Origin of the sequence: Thiolinea disciformis DSM 14473, assembly GCF_000371925.1 — a bacterium.
In the GTDB taxonomy this organism is placed as follows: Bacteria; Pseudomonadota; Gammaproteobacteria; order Thiotrichales; family Thiotrichaceae; genus Thiolinea; species Thiolinea disciformis.
The window spans coordinates 1-1,199 of the sequence record NZ_AQVE01000069.1 but is presented as its reverse complement, the minus strand read 5'-3'; the positions used below and the strand labels follow the sequence as shown (position 1 = coordinate 1,199).

General features: G+C 41.5%; 1 protein-coding gene. It reads right to left on the bottom strand.

Annotated elements, in window-relative coordinates:
- Nucleotides 1-98 precede the first annotated feature (98 nt).
- Nucleotides 99-1,001 carry a replication initiation protein gene (locus tag A3IE_RS21570; RefSeq protein WP_020397269.1) on the bottom strand — a complete coding sequence of 301 codons (903 nt, stop codon included), beginning with the start codon at nt 999-1,001 and terminating at the stop codon, nt 99-101.
- Nucleotides 1,002-1,199 lie beyond the last annotated feature (198 nt).

Sequence of the window (1,199 nt, the reverse complement as noted above, 5' to 3'; positions counted from 1 at the left end):
CCTATATTGGTTAAGTTATTACAATGGACTTTCTTGCGAAAGTCTGGGGCTGCTAAATCATTGATTTATCGATCAAGAAAGCTATTTTCGCAAGAAGCCTACTCTATCAGCCCATAGTATTTGAACGCCTCCAGCTCCTGCACGCTGACCAGCGTATCAATAGCTTGATTACTCAGTTTGGCAAGATTCAATGCGCCTGTGTAGCGACTTAACGCATCTTTCTTACTAAGCGTTTTTTCAGGATGATTATCGATTTTCCGTTTTGGCTCAAGAACAGGCGTTTTGAGTGGCTCAACAGCTAGCGTGGAGGGTTCAGTCGGGAATGAAAACCGGAGCGCTTTCACCTTGCGACCTGCTTTAAGCGCCTCCCACTCAACGGCTAACCCATCTTTCGCTCGGATTTCTTTGACAGCCGGTTCGATAACGCGGTTTCTGAGGTTTGAGAAATTAGCGCGTAACGACTCAGGTGCATCCATTGCATGATAAAAATCGTCAATCAGGATAGTAAGCAACCCCGTTTTTTTAAACTGCATCAGCAATTCAAACAATCGCCATGAATAAACCGATTGTAACCCGCTAACACGGCTTAACTTATAGCTTGTAAAATGCATTTTAAGGGCTTGCAGGTAAGGAATCAGTTTTGGATGTAACTCCACTTGAATCCGACCCTCTCGTTGTTGGTAGGCGCTTTCAATAACCCATTGAATCAAACGTGAATCACTATCCGTTGGTTTAAGCCTAATCTGTCGCTTCATGATACCTTCGGCGGCTTTCTTGGCCTCTTGATAAGCGGAATCTTTATTGACTTTATATAAGCTAACTAAGTCTGAAACTTTCAACGTAACCTCACCCGCTCCTAAAGCGATAGCCACTTTACTATCAATTTTCGACACCGCTAGCATAAGAATACGCTTTTCCCATAAGTTCAAGCCTTGAGCGCTTCTTATGATTTCATTGCTAATAGTAATAGCACTGTCTTGCTTAAGGGTGGATTTTGGCATTGTGTTCTCCTGCTGTATTCTAATTATTAAAACAAATAATTATACGTTTTGATACGGAAAATTTCTTGTATTAATAACAAGGATTTTGTAGCAATAGAACAAGGATTTTGTAGCAGTTAACAAGGTTTTTGTTGGAATAACCCCGCTGAAACCTAGCTGCCATGCGGGTTGTGGAGGCCTAAAAACTATTAAAAAAGA